Source organism: Nitrospiria bacterium (assembly GCA_035517655.1).
Lineage (GTDB): Bacteria > Nitrospirota > Nitrospiria > JACQBZ01 > JACQBZ01 > JACQBZ01.
In genome coordinates this window covers 1-17,673 of the sequence record DATIYJ010000044.1, presented here as the reverse complement: position 1 = coordinate 17,673, position 17,673 = coordinate 1, and the positions used below count along the sequence as shown (strand labels likewise).

At 61.4% G+C, this 17,673-nt stretch carries 16 protein-coding genes and 1 tRNA gene; 6 read left to right on the top strand and 11 right to left on the bottom strand.

Going from position 1 to position 17,673, the window contains the following annotated elements:
* Window positions 1-16: 16 nt before the first annotated feature.
* Window positions 17-604, top strand: coding sequence for a GTPase domain-containing protein (locus VLY20_08350; GenBank protein HUK56653.1), 588 nt, complete (start codon window positions 17-19; stop codon window positions 602-604).
* Between the two features lie 19 nt (window positions 605-623).
* On the opposite strand, the gene prpB is transcribed toward VLY20_08350, so the two are convergent.
* The 11 genes from prpB to VLY20_08295 form a co-directional block, all read right to left on the bottom strand.
* Complete coding sequence (prpB, locus tag VLY20_08345; protein HUK56652.1) at window positions 624-1,514, bottom strand: methylisocitrate lyase; 891 nt, start codon at window positions 1,512-1,514, stop codon at window positions 624-626.
* Window positions 1,511-2,893, bottom strand: a complete 1,383-nt coding sequence (locus tag VLY20_08340) for an MmgE/PrpD family protein (protein HUK56651.1) — start codon at window positions 2,891-2,893, stop codon at window positions 1,511-1,513. Before VLY20_08340 ends, prpB begins: the two co-directional genes overlap by 4 nt.
* Entirely contained in the window at window positions 2,890-3,654 is a 765-nt protein-coding gene (meaB, locus tag VLY20_08335) for a methylmalonyl Co-A mutase-associated GTPase MeaB (GenBank protein ID HUK56650.1), read from the bottom strand. Before meaB ends, VLY20_08340 begins: the two co-directional genes overlap by 4 nt.
* Window positions 3,655-3,869: 215 nt before the next feature.
* A complete protein-coding gene (locus VLY20_08330; GenBank protein HUK56649.1) occupies window positions 3,870-5,024 on the bottom strand; it encodes an acyl-CoA dehydrogenase family protein in 1,155 nt (384 codons plus the stop codon).
* A gap of 62 nt (window positions 5,025-5,086) precedes the next feature.
* A complete protein-coding gene (locus VLY20_08325) occupies window positions 5,087-7,021 on the bottom strand; it encodes an AMP-binding protein (protein ID HUK56648.1) in 1,935 nt (644 codons plus the stop codon).
* Window positions 7,022-7,039: 18 nt separating this feature from the next.
* A complete protein-coding gene (locus VLY20_08320; GenBank protein ID HUK56647.1) occupies window positions 7,040-7,522 on the bottom strand; it encodes a Zn-ribbon domain-containing OB-fold protein in 483 nt (160 codons plus the stop codon).
* Between the two features lie 317 nt (window positions 7,523-7,839).
* Window positions 7,840-9,141, bottom strand: a complete 1,302-nt coding sequence (locus tag VLY20_08315) for a thiolase domain-containing protein (protein ID HUK56646.1) — start codon at window positions 9,139-9,141, stop codon at window positions 7,840-7,842.
* A complete protein-coding gene (locus VLY20_08310; protein HUK56645.1) occupies window positions 9,122-9,565 on the bottom strand; it encodes a cobalamin B12-binding domain-containing protein in 444 nt (147 codons plus the stop codon). Before VLY20_08310 ends, VLY20_08315 begins: the two co-directional genes overlap by 20 nt.
* Window positions 9,549-10,397 (bottom strand): MBL fold metallo-hydrolase, encoded by an 849-nt coding sequence (locus VLY20_08305; GenBank protein ID HUK56644.1) that lies wholly within the window; start codon window positions 10,395-10,397, stop codon window positions 9,549-9,551. The genes VLY20_08310 and VLY20_08305 overlap by 17 nt, the downstream gene beginning before the upstream one ends.
* Window positions 10,398-10,414: 17 nt before the next feature.
* Window positions 10,415-12,013: a methylmalonyl-CoA mutase family protein gene (locus tag VLY20_08300; GenBank protein HUK56643.1), complete on the bottom strand. Its 1,599-nt coding sequence runs from the start codon at window positions 12,011-12,013 to the stop codon at window positions 10,415-10,417.
* Window positions 12,010-13,230 (bottom strand): thiolase family protein, encoded by a 1,221-nt coding sequence (locus VLY20_08295; GenBank protein ID HUK56642.1) that lies wholly within the window; start codon window positions 13,228-13,230, stop codon window positions 12,010-12,012. Before VLY20_08295 ends, VLY20_08300 begins: the two co-directional genes overlap by 4 nt.
* Before the next feature lie 141 nt (window positions 13,231-13,371).
* On the opposite strand from VLY20_08295, the gene pdhA reads away from it, so the two are divergent.
* The 5 genes from pdhA (at window position 13,372) to VLY20_08270 (ending at window position 17,672) form a co-directional block, all read left to right on the top strand.
* Complete coding sequence (pdhA, locus tag VLY20_08290) at window positions 13,372-14,463, top strand: pyruvate dehydrogenase (acetyl-transferring) E1 component subunit alpha (GenBank protein HUK56641.1); 1,092 nt, start codon at window positions 13,372-13,374, stop codon at window positions 14,461-14,463.
* Window positions 14,464-14,514: 51 nt separating this feature from the next.
* Window positions 14,515-15,492, top strand: a complete 978-nt coding sequence (locus VLY20_08285; GenBank protein HUK56640.1) for an alpha-ketoacid dehydrogenase subunit beta — start codon at window positions 14,515-14,517, stop codon at window positions 15,490-15,492.
* A gap of 2 nt (window positions 15,493-15,494) precedes the next feature.
* The gene (locus VLY20_08280) at window positions 15,495-16,751 is read left to right on the top strand and encodes a dihydrolipoamide acetyltransferase family protein (GenBank protein ID HUK56639.1); all 1,257 of its coding nucleotides are present in this window, start codon (window positions 15,495-15,497) and stop codon (window positions 16,749-16,751) included.
* A 103-nt stretch (window positions 16,752-16,854) separates the two neighbouring features.
* On the top strand, window positions 16,855-17,490 hold the full coding sequence (locus VLY20_08275) for an OmpW family outer membrane protein (GenBank protein ID HUK56638.1): 636 nt from the start codon (window positions 16,855-16,857) through the stop codon (window positions 17,488-17,490).
* A 109-nt stretch (window positions 17,491-17,599) separates the two neighbouring features.
* Window positions 17,600-17,672: transfer RNA gene (locus VLY20_08270), tRNA-Asn, on the top strand.
* The last annotated feature ends 1 nt before the right edge of the window (window position 17,673 follow it).

Below are 17,673 nucleotides of genomic sequence, written 5' to 3'. Positions count from 1 at the left end.
AAGGGAACGGGTCTGCATGTCGTTTATCAATTATTCCGCGCGCGAGATCAACTGCAAGATCGTCTTTTACGGTCCCGGTCTGGGGGGAAAAACGACCAACCTCCAGTACATTTACAAAAAGACGAACCCCGACAGCAAAGGAAAGATGATCTCGCTCGCCACCGAAAGTGAACGAACGCTCTTTTTTGATTTTCTGCCGTTGGCCCTGGGAAACATTAAAGGCTTCAAGGTCCGATTTCATCTCTACACCGTTCCCGGCCAGGTTTTCTACGATGCGAGTCGAAAATTGATTCTCAAAGGAGTGGACGGCGTGGTGTTCGTTGCGGACTCTCAGACGGAACGGATGGAGGCCAACATTGAAAGCATGGACAACCTGCGGAAGAATCTCCAGGAACAAGGGTACAATCTCGACAATCTTCCGTTTGTCGTCCAATACAATAAGCGGGATCTGCCCAGCGCCGTTTCGGTGGAGGAATTGAACCAGGCGTTAAACCCCAAAGGGGTTCCTTTCTTCGAGGCGGTCGCTCCCCAGGGGCAGGGTGTGTTCGAGACTCTTAAGGAGATTGCCAAACAGGTTATCCTGGAGATCAAGAAAGGCTCCTAGCAGGGGGGCTCGGGACGATTTAGTCGCGGCGTTTAGGAGATCGTGTCCGCGAGCTTGATGCTTCCGCCTCCATCTTTTCATACTCCTCGTAATTCAACAGCGCATACAATTCCTTCCGCGTTTGCATCCGGCTTAAAAGCCTGCGTTGCGTTCCGCTCCGTTTGAGTTCATGGAGGGCGGACTCCGCCGATTTCATCATGACGCGGAAAATCGTCATCGGAAAGATGACCAATCGATATCCCAGCCGATCGAACTCTCGAACCGACACGTACGGGCTTTTTCCGAATTCGGTCATGTTGGCCATCAGTGGTCCCGGCACGCGGTCTGCAAATCGGGAAAATTCCGCGGCCGACTCCGGCGCCTCGGGAAAAATCATATCCGCACCGGCTTCCCGGTATCGGCGAGCCCGGTCGATGGCGGCCTTCAAGCCCTCCACCCCGCGGGCATCCGTCCGCGCGATAATGACGAGGTCGGGGTTCCTCCGAGCTTTTGCGGCCGAGCGGATCTTTTCGGCCATGGCATTCGCCGGGATCAAGCGTTTTCCGGCCAGATGACCGCACCGTTTCGGGTCTTGCTGGTCTTCGATCTGGATGGCCGCGGCGCCGGCCCGCTCCAGTTCTCGAACGGTCCGGGCCACGCTGAGCGGCCCGCCGAAACCGGTATCGGCATCGACGATCAAGGGGATGCGGATCGCGGAGGCGATGTAGGCCGTTTGTTGCGCCAGCTCGGACATCGTCAAGAGTCCGATGTCCGGAAAGGCGGTCATCGCGTTGGTCAGCCCGGCTCCGGAGAGATAGGCCGCCTGAAAGCCGACGACTTCCACCATCTTGGCCGTGACGGCATTAAACACCCCCGGAGCGACAACCAGTCCCTGATCGAGTTGCTTGCGTAATTGGCAAGCCGAACTCATGTCGGACGTCCTTTCCGTTTTCCGGGGACGATACAAAGGGAGAGGAGATCGTCCATTTTTTCTAAGGCGTCCAGCTTCCAGAGACGATCTAAAAGCCTTCGGATCTGTTTCTTGGAGAGCCTCGGTTCGGCCAGCGAACTGAATTTCGCCTCCAACTCGCTATCCGTTAAGGGACGTTTCGGATGCCCTTTGGGATAGGTGACTTTAAGAGCGTGGGAGCGGCCATCGACGGTCTTCACCTGGACCTGATTCGGCATGGCCTCGGGATAGGCCCGGTCGAACGCGGGATCGGCCGTGACCGCTACCTTTTGAATCAGCGCCTGGAGGCGGCGATCCGCGATCCGAGCTTCCGTGAACTGGTCAAGCCCGACGCGGCCGTCCATAAGCGCCACGGCGACAAGGTAAGGCAAGCTGTGATCCGCCGTCTCACGGTTGCGGGGCCGCCATTTCTCGGGGTCTTTTCCGATGATCTCGACCGCGACATCGAACGTTTTCACGGCGATGGTACGGATGTCTTTGAGTGCAAAATTGGGTCGAAGCAGCAGTGCGGCTTCGATGGCGCTCTGGGCATGGTATTCGGCCGGATAGAATTTGATATACGTATCCATGATCTTAAACGGCCGCCCCTTTTCAGCCAGCGGCGGCAGGTCAAACGGGCCCGTGACTTGTCGGAAGAATCCTTTTTCTCCCTCGAACAGCGGCGCCGGTCCGGTCATCCCCTGTTTGGCCAGCCACGCCGCGAAGACCCCGTTCCGAGCGGCGTTGGCGAACGCGCAGCCTTTCCACATCGACAGATCGCCGACGCGCGTCTGCCGGAGGGCGATATTGGGAACGCCCGCCAGTCCGAGCGCGTGGACCATCGACGCCTGCGGCAGGCCCATCAGCTTGGCCGCGACCAGCGCGGTGGACAAGGGGCCGTAGGTGACATGATCCCAGCCCCGCGTGCGCAGAGCGGCCGCGTCGCACAGCCGGCATTGGATCTCGTAACCGACGACGATCGAGGCGATCAGGGCCTTTCCGCCGGCGCCTTCCGCCTCGGCGACGGCCAGCGCGGCCGCGATGTTGTCGCTGGGATGGGCCGGCTCCTTCGAGAGATACGTGTCGTTGTAGTCAAGGTACCGGATCATCGTTCCGTTCGCAAAGGCGGCCAGATCCGGCGCGGACGCGTGCGCGGTCCCGATCAGGGTGGCCGGATACCGGCTCGTGACGAGACGGGCCACCGTTCGGGCGATCCGGCAGGGCTCCGAATCAAACGCCCCGATCGCGCAACCGATCGAATCGATCACCCGCCGCTTGACTTCATGGACCACGTTGCGCGGCAGATCGTCGAACGATAGCCCGTGGGCGAAGGCGGCCAATCGCTCAGCCAGGGTCGTCATCGGCGATCGGTTCCTTTCGGTTGTCGGGCTTGCCGGGTCTTCCGGGCCAGATCGTTCAACCCTTTGATGAGCTCGTCGATGCCGAGCTGTTTGAGGGCCGAGGTTTTGAAAACCGGAATGGGACGCTCGGACCCGGACAGATCGGACAAATGAATCGCCATCGTGTCCCCCCCGGGCAGATCCGCTTTGTTCACCACGAATAAATCCGCCACCTCCATGATCCCGGCCTTTAAAAGCTGAACCTCGTCTCCCATGGTCGGGTTGAGGACGACCACGGTGGTCCGTGCGATGGAGGAAACGGCCGTCTGATCCTGGCCGACGCCGATCGTCTCGATGAAGACCACATCCATTCCAAGCGCGTCCAAGACGTGCACCGCTTCGGCCAGAACCAGAACCGGGAGCCCGCCCGGGGCGCCGCGGCTGGCGATGCTGCGGATGAAAACGCCGGGATCGGTAAAATGCTCCCGCATCCGGATCCGGTCGCCTAAGATCGCACCGCCGGAAATCGGGCTGGTGGGATCCACGGCCAGGATGCCCACCCGTTGCCGCAGACGACGGTAGCCGGTCGTAAGGCCGTTGATCAAGCTGCTCTTGCCGGTTCCGGTCGATCCGGTGATTCCGATGATCCGGGCCCGGCCGGTGTATGGATACAGGGACTTTAAGATCGGAACCGCGGACGGATCGCCCCGCTCGATCGCCGTGATTAACTTCGCCGCCGCGCGAAAATCGCCGCTACGGATTTTTCGGGTCCAATTGTTCATGATGCGGCCAAGTCGTTTAGGAGTTCGGTAGTCCCTTCCGGCCATTTCCAAGTCGCGCCATTCAAGGCGGTATTTTTCTATCGGATGGCCCATGGCGCCTTGCGGCTATATGACGGTGCCATTCCGGGTTGTCGCGGTCGCTAAGGAGGCTCCGTGGAACTGGCCTTCAGGGACCACCGAACTCTCCGATGATGCAACCGTTTGGTTCTCCAGCCTCAAGGCAGTTCCTTCCCTTTCAGCAACTCCTTCGCGATGATCAGCCGCTGGATCTCGGACGTTCCCTCGCCGATCTCGCACAGCTTGGCGTCGCGGAGGTAACGTTCGACCGGATTGTCCTTTAAAAAGCCGTAGCCGCCGTGAATCTGCATCGCTTTGTTCGTGGCGCGCATCGCCATTTCCGATGCGTACAACTTGGCCATCGAGGCTTCCTTGCGATACGATCGGTCCTTATCCTTTAGACAGGCGGCGTGATAGACGAGAAAACGGGCCGCCTGAAGCTCGGTGCCCATATCGGCCAGCATGAACTGAATCCCCTCGTGCTGGGCGATCGGTTTTCCGAACTGGACGCGCTGATGCGCGTAGCGCACGGCCGCCTCCAGCGCGGCCCGGGCCAGCCCGACCGCCATCGCGCCGATCCCGATCCGTCCGCCGTTCAACATTTCCATGGCCTGGTCGTAGCCTTCGTGGAGGTTGCCGATGAGATTCTCTTTCGGGATTTTTACGTTCTCCAAGGTCAGGGGCGCGGTGTCCGACGCCCGGACGCCGAAGCGGTTCGTGGGTTGACCCGGGGTCAGACCCGGCGTTCCCTTCTCGACCACAAAGGCCGAGATTCCTTTGGTACCAAGCGTCCGGTCGGTCGAGGCCATGATAATATAGATGCCGGCGACGGTACCCTGCGTGATGAACATTTTTTGACCGTTCAAGATCCAATGATCGCCCTCAAGCCGCGCCGTGGTTTCGAGCGCGGAGGCATCCGAGCCGGCGTGGGGCTCGGTCAGCGCCCAAGCGCCCAGGACTTCGCCGGAGGCCAGCCGCGTGACGTGGCGTTTTCGTTGAGCCTCGCTTCCAAACCGGTGGATGTGGCGGACGCTGAGGGCGTTGTGGGAAGCCACGGTCAGTGCGGTGGATCCGTCGACCCGCGCGATCTCTTCAACGATGATGGCTGCGCTCAGGCTGTCCAGTCCCGCGCCGCCGTATTCTTTCGGGGCCATGATTCCCAGAAATTTCATTTGGGCCAGCTTGGGGACGAGTTCCCAGGGAAAGCGGCTGTCCCGATCCCGTTCGGCAACCCCGGGCGCGATCTCGGACTCGGCGAACTCGCGGGCCGTCTGCTTCAGCCGCGTCTGCTCGTTTGTGAGGTCGAAGTCGATCACGAATCCCTCTTGCTATTGATTATAATGTATTTCGGACCGCCAGCCAAATGCCCGTCGCATCAGCGCGCCCGGCCGATTTCCTCGATGGCCTGGGGGTTCTCGATCGACGAAAGGTCGCCCAGGTCGGTCTGGCCCAGATATTTCGCTCGAATCACCCGTCGGACGATCTTGGCCGATCGGGTCTTGGGGAGGTCCGTGACGAAGCGGATCTCTTTCGGCCGCAGCGTCTTCCCGAGCGCGCGGACCACCTGCGCTTCCAATTCCTCCCTCAGAATTTCATCGGGGACGTGCCCCGGCTTGAGCACGACGAAGCCGACCACCTCTTCGCCTTTGATCGGGTCCGGCGCGCCGATGGCCGCGGCCTCGGAGACGGCCGGATGGGCGATCAAGGCCTCTTCGATCTCGGCCGGCCCGGTCCGGCGGCCGGCTACTTTGATGGTGTCGTCGGATCGTCCTTCGAGAAACCAGTAGCCGTCCGGGTCGACGTAGGCCCAGTCGCCGTGGAACCAGATGTCGGGCCACCGGGACCAGTAGGTTTCGAGGTAACGGTCCGGATCCATCCAAAACCCTCGCGTCATGGAGGGCGCTGGCTTCTTGCAGACCAGATGACCCCTCTGTCCTCGCACGGGCTTTCCTTGATCGTCAAACACGTCCACGTCCATTCCGAGACCCGGCCCGCCGAGGGTGCAGGCCTTCAGCGGTATGATCGGAAGGGGGGCGAGAAAACAGCCGACGATCTCGGTCCCTCCCGAGATATTGATGATCGGGATCCGTCCTCCACCCGCTTTGTGAAAAAACCACGAGTAGCTTTCGGCGTCCCAGGGCTCGCCGGTCGAGCCCAGGATCCGAAGCGAAGATAAATCATGCTGTTCCACCCAGGCGTCTCCGGCCCGCATCAGCATCCGGACCGCGGTCGGGGAGATTCCGAAGATCGTAACCCGATGCCGTTCGATGATCTCCCAGAGTCGGTCGGGTTTTGGGTGGTTGGGGGCCCCCTCGGTGATCAGGATCGTTCCACCGAAGAGATGCACCCCGATGATCATCCATGGGCCCATCATCCAGCCGATGTCCGTCAGCCAGAAAAACCGGTCCTCCGGCTTCAAATCGAAGGGGTAGCCCAGCTCCTTTCCCATCTGGGCCAGACAGCCCCCATGGGTATGCACCGAGCCTTTCGGTTGACCCGTCGTTCCGGAGGTATAAAGAATCAGCGCGGTGTCTTCCGAATCCAGGGACTCCGTGGCGCAGGTCTCGGAGCGCTTGGAAATGAGTTCGTGATACCAGAGATCGCGGTCCGGATTCCACGGGATTTCGGTCCCAAGATGGTTGACGACAATAAGATGTTTAAGGCCGGGACAGCGGGCGGCCGCCGCATCGGCCTCCGGCTTGACGGGATGGACCTTTCCCCGTCGGAGGGAGGCGTCCGCCGTGATGAGAACTTTGGCGCCGGCATGGGCCAAACGGGAAGCCAGCGGCGCTGCGGCAAAGCCGGAGAAGATCGGGATCACGACCGCGCCGATCTTGAGACCGGCGTAGAAAGCCGCCACCATCTCGGGACACATCGGCATGTAAAGTCCGACGGTGTCTCTTTTCTGAAGGCCCAAGTCCTTCAGCGCGTTGGCCAGACGGCCGACCTCGCGATCAAGTTCTCCGTAGCTCATTTCCCGGACGGCGCCGTCCTCGCCTTGCCAGAGGAGCGCCGTCTTGTTCGATCGGGCGGGGAGATGGCGGTCAAGACAGTTATAAACGATGTTGGTCCTTCCGCCCACAAACCACCGGGCCCAGGGGATGCCGGCCGAGGTATCCAGAACCTTCTCATACGGCCGATACCAGGAGATGCCGAGATCCTGCATGGCGGCGTCCCAGAACCATTCGATGTCATCGGTGGATCGGGCGATCAGGTCTTCGTAGGTTTTAATGCCGTGCCGTTCCATGAAGCGGTGCACGTTGGAGGAACGAATGAGTTCTTCGGTGGGCCGCCAGAGGATGTCCTTCATCTACTTACTCCTCACGCCTTACGTCTTACTTTTTTTAAGCTTTGGCTCAAACCAGACGTCCGTGACCCGAAAGGACGGCGTCGGCGCAAAGCGGGCGGTCACCTCCATACCGATCCGGACTTCCTCCGCTTTTGCGCCGACCAGCCGGGAGAGGAACAGGGTGTCCGCGCCTTTGAACTCGACCAGCACCAGCGTGAAGGGCGTCTCATCCAGGAAGGCTTCGCCGCCGTAATGGCAGACGGTGTAGGTATGGATCCGTCCGTCCCGCGGCAGCTCGCGCCATTCGGTGGCGCGGCCGCATTGGCAACAGTGCGACCGCGGCGTGGCGTAGGTGTAGCGGCATTTCGAACAGAAGCTTCCAAGCAACCGTCCTTTCGCCAGGCCCGCGAAGAACGGGGAGTCCTGGGCGTAGGAGTGGCGGTAATCAATCTCATAATGGTCCTTGACGATAAGCGGATCGAGATTGTATACGACCGTTCCGTTTCTGATCTTTCTTGGCATAGTGTGACCTCGGTTAATTCAAACCATGGCCGATTCGTAATGCCCGTTCTGCGTTGCTGTTCGGCATCGGGCCCAAGCGGCGCCTCGGCTTACGTTTGGGGGAATCCGGCTAAGGCTCGGTGCCAAACGGCGTTTAACCGACGCGCGTACACTCAATACCCCGTCCATCTCATCCGCGGTTCCTGTCCTCCGGCAGCCCCATCCGTCCTCACTCAACGTGCTTCCTAATGTTGCAGGGGATCCATACGAAATACTCCTTGGCCTTTCCGTTGCGGTCGGATGGGGCGCCCCGCCTGCGGCCACCCGCCGATGCATATTTACGGCTTCTCCATGATCGTGACGGTAATATAGGTGCCGGTGCCGGCGTGGCTGTGGATGAGCCCCCGCTTTGCGCCCTTCACCTGCAGCTTGGCGCTTCCCATCTGTTTTTTGATTGAGCCTTGGAGCTGCCAGTAGGCGAAGACCGCCTGCATGAGACCCGTCGCCCCGACGGGATGGCCGCAGGCCAGCAGGCCTCCCGATGGATTGACCGGCAAAGTTCCGGGGCTCTTGAGTTTCATTCCGTAGTCGACGTTGGACAGAAAGGGATGTCCCTCTTCCACAAACTTCCCACCCTCTCCGTATTTGCAGAGACCGAGGTCTTCATAGGTCTGGATCTCGGAAGAGGTGTAAGCGTCATGGAGCTCGATAAAGTCGAGCTCATCCAACGGACGGATGATGCCGGCCATCCCGTACGCCAGCTTGGCCGCCATCCGACCGCCGCGGAAGGAATGGACGCCGGGATATTTGAGACGTCGATAGTCGCCGGCGCGTTCGTGCGGCAGAAGCGGCACCTTCCCGTGCGGCCGGTCGGCCATCCGCATCATATCCGAACCGGAGCCGACCCCCGTGATCGCGATCGGAGCGCGCCCGAAGCGCTCGGCGGCTTCTTCATTGGCCAGGATGCAGACGGCGGCCCCGTCCGACATCGTACAGATGTCCAGCATCGTGAGCGGATCGGCCACCATCGGAGAGGAGCGGACCGCCTCGACCGTGAGCCGAAGCGGTTTTTGTGCAAACGGGTTGTAAAGGGCGTTGGCGTGGTTCTTCACCGAGACCAATGCCATCTGCTCGGGCGTGGTGCCGAACTCGTGCATATGCCGGCGCACCATCATCGCGTAGTAGCCGCTATAAAACCCGCCGACCGGAAAATCGAAGTTGGTATCCGAGGCCAGCGCGATGAATTCGTTGCCCTTCCAGGTGTTCACGCGGGACATTGTCTCGAAGCCGAACGCCGCGCAGACCGACATCCGGCCGGAGGCGACCGCTTCCCAGGCCGACTGAAGGCAGAGCCCGCCGGTCGCGCCCCCGCCCTCGATCCGCTTGGACGGCTTGGGACATAGGCCGAGATAATCCTGGACCATGCTAGCGGCCTTGAGCTGGCGGGTGAAATGGTCCGAGAAGTAGGAGCCGACCGCGCCGTCGATGCGGTCCGGCGTGAGACGGGGCGCCTCGGCCAGCGCCATGTCGTAGGCCTGCTTCACCATCAGCCGGAAGTCTTTGTCGTCGTAGCGCTTCTTGAACGGCGTGATTCCTCCGGCGATCATGTAGACCCGGCCGTTATTTTTTGAGAACGGCATGCGGTTTGATCTCCTCTTTAACAAACGCGACGATTTCCTCCATCGGCGTTCCGGGTGTGAAGACGGCCCGGACGCCCAGCTTCTTTAAGGCCGGAATGTCGTCGCTCGGGATAATCCCGCCCCCGAAGACCGCGATGTCGGACGCCTTCTCTTTTCGGAGAAGCTGCATGACTTCTTCGAAAAGGGTCATATGCGCGGCCGACAGGATCGACAGCCCGATCGCGTCGACGTCTTCCTGAACGGCCGACCGGACGATCTCCTCCGGCGTGTTGTGAAGCCCCAGATAGATCACCTCGACGCCGGCGTCGCGAAGCGCCTTGGCCACGATCTTGACGCCCCGGTCATGGCCGTCCAGACCGATCTTCGCGATCAGCACCCGTTGCGGGCGGCCCGCTCCGGCCGCTTTTTTATGCCGCGGGGTCATGAACCGCCTCCAGCGTAAACCGGTCCTCGGTTTTCTTCAGATACCCCATCTCCGTGTCGGGGTCGTGCTGGAAAATCAAAAGCCAATGCTCCTCATAGGCCTGCCGGAGGATCTTTTTCTTGGTCTCAAGCGTCTTGAGCGGAAAGAGATCATATCCCATGATATAAGGATAGGGGAGATGGGCCACCAACGGAATCAGGTCGGCGAGGAAGATCGCCTTGCGGCCCTCCGACTCGACCAGGGCGCATTGATGATGCTCCGTATGGCCCGGCGTTACAAGAACACGGACGCCTTTTAAGATCTCCTCATCGCCGTTTAATAGGGTCAATCGGCCGCTCCGCTCGAGCGGGGAGAAGTCGTCTTGGAGGTAGGCGAACTGCGTGCGTTCATGTTTCGTATGGGCCCAGTCCCATTCGCCCTTCTGGACGAAGTACCGGGCTTTTGGAAAGGTCGGGACGATCTGTCCTTGAAGGTTGCGGAAGGTGTTTCCGCCCGCGTGATCAAAATGGAGATGGGTGTTGATGACGATGTCGATGTCGGTCGGCGTCAGTCGAAGCTTCGCGAGCGATTCTTCCAGGCCCGGTTTGCGCTCGAGCGCGTAAATCTCCCGCCACTTGGGGTCCAACTTCCCCCCGGCGCCGGTGTCGACCAGAATATTTTTTCCGTGGGCCCGAATCAGAAGCACGCCGAGATTCATCCGGATTCGATTACGGTCGTCCGGCGGGTTGGTCTTCTCCCAGAGCGGTCGGGGGACGATCCCGAACATCGCCCCGCCGTCGAGGCGAAACAGGCCGTCGGTCAGCGCATGGATTTCGATCGGACCAATACGCATGGGATGCGATCTATCCTCTAAAACTCGTTTCCTTCGCGGTATTCCCCGTAAACGTTTCGAAAGATGTCGCAGATCTCGCCGACGGTGGCCTCGGCGCGTACGGCCTCGATGACGTGCGGCATGAGGTAGCTGTTCTTCTCCGCGGCCCCCGTGAGACGAGCCAGCGCGGCCGACAGGCGGCGTTGGGAGCGATGGGCCATTCGACGCTTGAGCCGTTGGATCTGTTTGTCTTCGGTCGCCTGCGTGATCTTTAAAATCGGAATCGGGATTTCGTGTGCGTCCGTGAACCGATTGACCCCGACGATGATCCGTTCGCCCGCATCCACCTCGCGCTGATATTGGGCGGCCGCGCGGTGGATCTCGCGTTGCGGGTAGCCCTGCTCGATCGCGGCCACCATCCCGCCCACCGCATCGAGGCGTTTAAAATATTTTCCGGCCTCTTCTTCCATCCGGTTCGTCAGTGTCTCGATGTAATAGGACCCTCCCAATGGGTCGACGGTATTGACGACGCCGCTTTCATGGGCGATGATCTGCTGTGTACGAAGCGCCAGTGTGACGGCCTCCTCCGACGGAAGCGCGAGCGTCTCATCCAGGGAATTCGTATGAAGCGACTGGGCCCCGCCCAGCACGGCCGAGAGCGCCTGAAGAGCGACACGGACGACATTATTATAGGGTTGCTGGGCCGTCAGCGAGCAGCCGGCCGTCTGCGCATGGAAGCGAAGCATCAGGGAAGCCGGGCGCCGGGGATGAAACCGCCGCTTCATCTCCCGGGCCCAGAGCCTTCGGGCCGCCCGGAATTTCGCGATCTCTTCAAAGAAATCGTTGTGCGCATTGAAGAAGAAAGAGAGCCGCGGGGCGAAATCGTCGATCTTCAGTCCCGCCTCCATCGCCGATCGGACATAGGTCAATCCGTCGTACAGCGTGAAGGCCAGTTCCTGGACGGCGGTCGATCCGGCCTCCCGGATATGGTAGCCGCTGATGCTGATCGGGTGAAACTGCGGGATCGATTCGACGCAGAAGCGAATCGTGTCGTTGATCAGTTTCAACGACGGCGACGGCGGACAGATCCATTCCTTCTGTGCGATGTATTCTTTCAGGATGTCGTTTTGGAGCGTGCCGCGAAGCTTTTTCCGTGAGACCCCCTGTTCATCCCCGACGACGGCGTACATCGCGAGCAGTACGACGGCCGGGCCGTTGATCGTCATCGAGGTGCTGACCCGGTCGAGCGGGATTCCCCGGAACAGGGCCTTCATATCCTCCAGGCTGTCGATCGCGACGCCGCAGCGACCGACCTCGCCCCTGGATTTGGGATGGTCCGAATCGTATCCCATCAAGGTCGGCATGTCGAAGGCGACGGAGAGACCGGTCGTGCCCTGGTCGAGCAGGTAGTGGTACCGCTTGTTCGTGTCCTCCGCCGACCCGAAGCCGGAGAATTGGCGCATCGTCCAGAGCTTTCCCCGGTACATCGTCGGATAGATTCCGCGCGTGTATGGAAATTTTCCGGGGAGGCCCGGATCGGTCCGGTCTTTGCGGGAACGACGGACGGACGCGGGTGTGTAGAGCGGATCGATTTCCAGATCGGAAAGGTTTTTAAATCTCGGCCCGGCCGATTTCATCGTTCGACCATCATGGCGACCGCCTCGCCGCCGCCGATGCAGAGGGAGGCCACCCCGCGATGCCGGTCCAGGTCGTTCATCAAATAAAGCAGCGTCGTGAGAATGCGCGCGCCGCTGGCCCCGATGGGATGGCCCAGTGCGATGGCGCCTCCCCGAAGGTTTACCCTGTCTTCCGGAAGTTTCAGATCCCGGATCACGGCCAGCGCCGTGGCCGCGAAGGCCTCGTGGATTTCAAAAAGGTCGACACGTCGGATCGGGACCCCCGTCCGGTCGAGCAAGGTTCGGATCGCCTTGACCGGAGCGATCGAGAACCATTCCGGCGCGGTCGAGGCCTCCGCCGAGCCGGCGATCGTCGCGAGCGGCTTGAGCTTCAATTGCCGGGCCTTTCGCGCCGACATCACGACCACGGCCGCCGCGCCGTCGCTCAGCGAGGAGGCGTTCCCGGCCGTGACCGTGCCGTCGTTCTGAAACGCCGGCGAAAGCGCGCGGAGCTTCTTGAAATCGGCCCGGTCGAGATCCTCGTCCGCCTCGACGCGGTGAGCCGGGCCGCGGTTCTGTGGAATATCGACGGGAAGAATTTCCGGTCGAAAGCGGCCCTTGTTCCGCGCCTCCAGAGCCTTGGTGTAACTGCCGATCGCAAAGTCGTCCTGCTGCCGGCGGGTGATCCGGTATTTGCGGGCGCACAACTCGGCCCCTTGGCCCATGTGAAAGTCGTTATAGACGTCCCAGAGGCCGTCCTTGATCAGGCTGTCGATGAGAACGTCATGACCGGCCCGGTATCCCCGCCGGGCCTTGGGAAGCAGGTAAGGGGCGTTGGTCATGCTCTCCATTCCGCCGGCCACGATCACTTCGGCTTCGCCGTTTTGAATCGCCTGCCGGGCCAGCATGACGGATTTGAGTCCGGATCCGCAGACCTTGTTGATCGTCAGGCAGCCGACCGTCTCCGGAAGTCCGGCGCCCAGGGCCGCCTGACGGGCGGGCGCCTGACCGAGGCCGGCCGAGAGAACGTTGCCCAGGATGACCTGTTCGACGGAAACGGGGTCCAACTGGATTCGACGAAGCGCCTCGGCGATGACGAGGCTTCCGAGTTGCGGTGCCGAAAGCGCGCTGAGCGCTCCGTTCAGCAGACCGATCGGCGTGCGGACGGCGCTGACGATTACCGCCTGACGAGCCTGAAGACCGGTATCATTGCGCAAATCGCGTCGACCGCGGGTCATCTGCATCCTCACCGGTGGGGAACAGGGAAGAGGAATCTGATTTTCATTATAACACACAAGGATCTTGTGTTGAAAACGGGATATGTTATAATAATCAGGAAATGTTTCCTCAATTCGTTCGATTCGGAGGAGCCGGTCGAGATGCCCAGAAGGCGGATCCATCAATTTAATGTCGAATGGCTTCAAATTCTGGACGAAGAGGGACAATCCGACGCTTCACTCCTGCCCTCCTTAAGCCCCAAAGAAATCCAATCCCTCTACGAATGGATGGTTCTTTCCCGCGTGTTCGATGAAAAAGCACTGGCCCTCCAGCGCGAGGGGCGTCTTGGAACCTACGCGCCGGTCCGGGGCCAGGAGGCGACCCAGGTGGGAAGCGCCTACGCCCTCGGCCCTGCGGACTGGATCTTTCCGGCCTTCCGCGAGATGGGCGTCGGCCTTGTCCGGGGCATACCGATCCGGATGCTGTTTCAATACTGGTCCGGCGACGAGCGCGGCAGCGAGGTTCCACTGCACCGGCATTATTTCCCCACCTCGATCCCGGTCGGCACGCATATTCCGCACGCCGTCGGCGCGGCCTGGGCCGCCCGCTATCGCAAGGACCCGGTCGCGGTCGCGGCCTACTTCGGGGACGGCGCGACGTCCAAGGGGGATTTTCACGAAGCGATGAACCTGGCCGGCGTCTTCCGCTTGCCCGTCGTTTTTATCTGCCAGAACAACCAGTGGGCCATTTCGGTGCCGATTCGACGCCAGACGGCCGCGCCGACGCTGGCCCAGAAGGCGATCGCCTACGGGTTTGAGGGAATGCAGGTGGACGGCAACGATGTCTTTGCGGTTTACAAGGCCGTCAAGGAGGCGGCGGACCGGGCCCGGGCCGGCGGCGGCCCGACCTTCATCGAATGCCTGACCTATCGGATGGGGGATCATACGACGGCGGACGATGCCTCCCGCTATCGGACGGAAGAAATGGTCAAGCCCTGGGTCGGGAAGGACCCGATCGAGCGGCTGAAGAAATTTATGGAGCGACAAAAACTCTGGACGCCCGCGTTGGGGGAGCAGGCGCAAACCGAGGCCGAACGCCGTGTCGCCGCGGGGGTCGAGGAGTTTGAAGCGCAGCCTCCGCAGGAACCGGCCGACCTGTTCCGCTACATCTATTATGAATTGACCCCGCCGCTGAAAGAGCAGATGGACGGGCTGCTGAATTTTCTGAAGGATCGTGAGGCGAAGAAAGAATGACGCAGGGGCGTGAGACCTCGCGCCCGCACGGGAATCACGAAGGATCCGAAGATGGCCCGTTTCAACATTGTCCAGGCGATTAATCAGGGACTCCGGCAGGAGATGGAACGCAACCCGTCCGTCGTGGTCTTGGGCGAGGATGTCGGCCGAGACGGGGGGGTGTTCCGCGTGACCGAGGGGCTTCTGGAGCGGTTCGGGGAGGACCGCGTGATCGATACGCCGCTGTCCGAATCGGGACTGATCGGGATGTCGATCGGGATGGCGGCCTACGGCCTCGTTCCGGTGGCCGAGATCCAGTTCATGGGGTTCCTGTATGCCGCCATGGAACAATTGATTTCCCACGCCTCGAGGATCCGGACCCGGTCCCGCGGACAGTACCACTGCCCGATGGTGCTCCGCACGCCCTACGGAGCGGGGATCCATGCGCCGGAGCATCATTCCGAAAGCACCGAGGCGATGCTGGTCCACACGCCCGGCCTGAAAGTCGTCGTTCCGGCGAGCCCTTCGGAAGCCAAGGGCCTCTTGATCTCGGCGATCCGCGATCCCGATCCGGTCATTTTCCTGGAGCCGGCCAAGATCTACCGGGCCATCAAGGAAGACGTGCCGGAGGGAGAGTACGCCCTCCCGTTGGGAAAGGCCCGGACGGTCCGGGAGGGGGACGATCTGACCTTGATCGCGTGGGGGGCGATGCTTTATCCGACCCTCGCGGCGGCCGATGACGCGGCGGCCGGGGGAATCGCGGCCGAGGTGCTCGATCTGCGGACCTTGTCTCCGATGGACTCGGAGGCGATTTTAGCCTCCGTTCGAAAGACGGGCCGGGTCGTGGTGGTCCACGAAGCGCCGCGGACCGGGGGGCTGGGGGGCGAGATCGCGGCCCTGATCGCGGAGCGGGCGCTGGAATATCTGAACGCGCCCATCGCCCGCGTGACCGGTTTTGACACGCCCGTGCCCCTCCCGAAGACGGAAAATTATTACCTGCCGAATAAAGAGCGCGTTTTACAGGCGATGCATCACGTCATGGAATTTTAATCATGCCCAAAGAGTTCCGTTTTCCCGATGTGGGCGAAGGCATCGCCGAAGGCGAGCTGGTCCGGTGGCTGGTGAAGGAGGGCGACGCCGTCATCGAGCATCAGCCCCTTGTGGAAATCGAAACCGACAAGGCCGTGGTGACCCTGCCCACGCCCTATGCCGGAACGGTCTTGAAACTGCAGGGCCAGCCCGGCGAGATCATTCCGGTCGGAACGGTCCTCGCCGTCATCGGTGAGCCGGTCGCCGAACCCGCCGCGGAGCCTTCGTCGGCCCGGCGGGACAAGGGGTCGGTGGTCGGTCGACTGGACGAGGCGCCGGAAGAGGAAGCGCGGCCGGCGCCCGAAACCGGGCCGTCGTCCGTCCGCTCCGGTCCGTCCGCCCCGGTTCCGACGGCGATGCCGGCCGTCCGCGCGCGCGCGAAAGAATTGGGCCTCGATCTGTCCCGTTTGAAAGGGACCGGCCCGGGCGGCCGGATCACGATGGAGGATCTGGAGCCGGCCCGCGGGCCCGCCGCACCGACGGCGGCCGTTTCCGCGGCCGCCGGAACGGCCGCGGGCCCGATCGAAGAGGTTCCGCTGCGCGGAATCCGTCGGGCCAGCGCGCGGCACGTGGCCGAGTCGGCTTCGCGCGTGGCGGCCGTGTCCATCTTTGACGACGCCGACGTCACGCAACTCGAGGAGGTGCGGCAAAAGGAACGGCGGGTGGCCGAAGCCCAGGGCTTCAAGTTGACCTATCTCCCGTTCATCATCAAGGCGACGATCGCGGGTCTGAAGGAATTTCCCTACCTGAACGCCAGCCTCGATGACGCCCGGGACGTGATCCTACTCAAAAAATATTACCATATGGGGATCGCGATCGACACCCCCGACGGCCTGATGGTGTACGTGATTCAGGACGCCGAACGGAAAAGCATTTTGGAACTGGCTCATCAGATGCATCAATTGGGCGACAAAGCGGCCCAACGCAAGATCGAGCTTTCCGAGCTCAAAGGCAGCACGATGACCATCACGAATTTCGGCGTGATCGGCGGCAACTACGGGACGCCGATCATCAATTATCCGGAAGTGGCGATCCTGGGTCTCGGCAAGATCACGGATCGGCCGGTGGTGAAGAAAGGCCAAATCGTCGCCCGCCGGATCCTTCCGCTTTCGCTGACCTTCGACCACCGCGTGATCCACGGCGCCGAAGCCGCCCGATTCTTGAACAGCGTCATCGCCCGCCTCGAAGACCCCGACCGGATGCTGATCGAGGGAAAGTAATGTTTCCGTCCCTGTTCCGTCTCCTTGACATCGGCCCAACAGGCGAATATTCTAATGGAACGGCGCGATCCATCCTAGAACCGACCGCCGAAGGAGATCGAATATGAAGCGCATCGTGAGCCTCGTCGCGATTTTGATGTTGGGACCGGCGGCTCCGGCCCATGCGTTGATCGGGCCGGAGACCAGCCTGGGGGTGCGGTTGGGAACGGGCGTTTTTCAGCGCAACAATCTGTTCGGCGAGGCGACGGACATTCAAAATCCGACGGTCGTCGGACTGACGGCCGGAATCCGTCAGGGACGGCTCGGCGGAGAGATCAGCGCGGATTGGATTTCGGCGGATCTGGAAACCGGCATCAAAGTGGCCGATTTAACCGTGACGCCCATTCTGCTGACGGCGCAATTCCATCCGGTGGTCGAGGACACCCCTTTCGATCCTTACTTCGGCGTGGGCATGGGCTACTATATCAATTCGGCCCGGGCCGGCGCGGAGACCAAAGCGAAGAAGGCCGCATCGGGGATTCCAAACTATAGTGTTCAAGCGGACAATTCGGTCGGAGTTCATTTCGGGGTCGGGGCAAACGTGAAAATTTCCTCCGCGCTCGCCTTCGCGATCGATGCGCGGTATGCCTTTGTGAACACCCGCCTGAACGAAAAGGGGGGCGGTTTTTCCGACGGCAGCACGCTGAACATGAGCGGTCTCGTCGCGACGGTCGGCCTGAAATACTACTTTCCAAAGTAGCCGTAAGGGCCCCTCGGCCGGATCCCGCTGTCTTGACTTCCCGCCGCTATCCGAATACAATATTCAGCACTCAGCCGGTTTTTTCTCATAAACGCATCACCCCAGTTATTCCCCGGTAGCTCAATTGGCGGAGCGAGCGGCTGTTAACCGCTAGGTCGCAGGTTCGATCCCTGCCCGGGGAGC